This is a genomic window from Streptomyces bambusae, from assembly GCF_019400985.1.
Classification (GTDB): domain Bacteria; phylum Actinomycetota; class Actinomycetes; order Streptomycetales; family Streptomycetaceae; genus Streptomyces; species Streptomyces bambusae_A.
Genome location: NZ_WTFF01000657.1, coordinates 1 through 1,158, shown reverse-complemented (window position 1 = coordinate 1,158; position 1,158 = coordinate 1). Strand labels below are relative to the sequence as shown.

Here is a 1,158-nt window from a genome sequence, read left to right as displayed (position 1 = left end):
ATCCGCGCCGCGGCGATCCGGCCGTCGGCGGACAGGGTCAGCGCGGCCGCGGCGGCGGCCTCGGGCAGCCGGCCGGGCTGGATGCCGTACTCCTCCAGGGCGGCGGCCGGTTCGGCGTACGGGAAGCGGACGGCGGTCAGGATCTCCCCCGGCCGCAGCGCCGTACGGTGGCGGCCGCGCAGGAACGCCGACGCCCCCGCCACCCGGCTGCCGTCCGGCCCCAGCAGCGTCAGTTCGGCGTCGAGCAGCACCGCGAGCAGGCACCACTCGGCGCACGGGTCGGCGTGCGCGAGGCTGCCGCCGACGGTGCCGCGGACGCGCACCGGCAGCTGCCCGACGAGCGCGGCCGCCTCGGGCAGCACCGGCAGGTCGCGGTGCAGCACGCGGTCGGTGCTGCGCTCCAGGTCGGCGTGCGGGGTCAGCGCCCCGATCCGTACGCCGGCCGCCGCGTCGGCCCGTACGCCGGCCAGCCCGGGCACCCGGCCGAGGTCGACCAGCAGGTCGGGCCGGACCAGCCGCCGGTTCAGCAGCGGGATCAGGGACTGGCCGCCGGCCAGCACCCGCGCCTCGCGGCCGGCGCGGGCGGCGGCGGCCAGGTGGGCCACCGCCTCCTCGGCGGTACGCGGGCGGACGTAGGAGAAGGGCGCGGGCTTCACGGCCGGTCCACCTCGGGCACCCGCAGTTCGGTGTGGCCGTACTTGCGCATCAGGTCGGCGAGGTCGAAGTGCGCGGACCGCTCGATGACCTTGTCGCCGCGGAACCGGTCGATGCCCAGCGCCCCGAACGTGGCCTTGCGCCCGCTCGGCGGCAGGCCGCGGAACGGCCCGAGCTGGGTGGCGGTGCACTCCACGCGCGTGATGACCGTGTCCCCTTCGGCCCACTGCTCGACGACCCGGTCGACCATGTCGGGGAAGGCGGTCCGGAAGGCCCGCACCCAGGTGCGGACGCCCTCGGGGCCGTGCAGCCCGAACTGCGGCCAGGTGAAGTCCTCGTGGAAGAGCTCGTCGGCGAGGTCGAGGTCGCCGTGCGTGATGATCTGCTCGAAGAGCAGCGCGATCTTCCTCTTGCGCTCTTCTGCCAGCGACGCCTGCATGGTCATGCCTTTCCGGTGGTCTGGGGGGCGGGGGGGGGGGCGGGGGCGGCCGGGGCCGACACGGC

At 76.5% G+C, this 1,158-nt stretch carries 2 protein-coding genes; both read right to left on the bottom strand.

Features of this window, described 5'->3' with window-relative positions; translation table 11 throughout:
• The coding region (locus GPJ59_RS36375; RefSeq protein WP_219672373.1) for an FAD binding domain-containing protein at positions 1 to 656 on the bottom strand (656 nt) is incomplete at its 3' end.
• Positions 653 to 1,099, bottom strand: coding sequence for an ester cyclase (locus tag GPJ59_RS36370; RefSeq protein ID WP_219672372.1), 447 nt, complete (start codon positions 1,097 to 1,099; stop codon positions 653 to 655). The genes GPJ59_RS36375 and GPJ59_RS36370, both read right to left, overlap by 4 nt.
• Positions 1,100 to 1,158 lie beyond the last annotated feature (59 nt).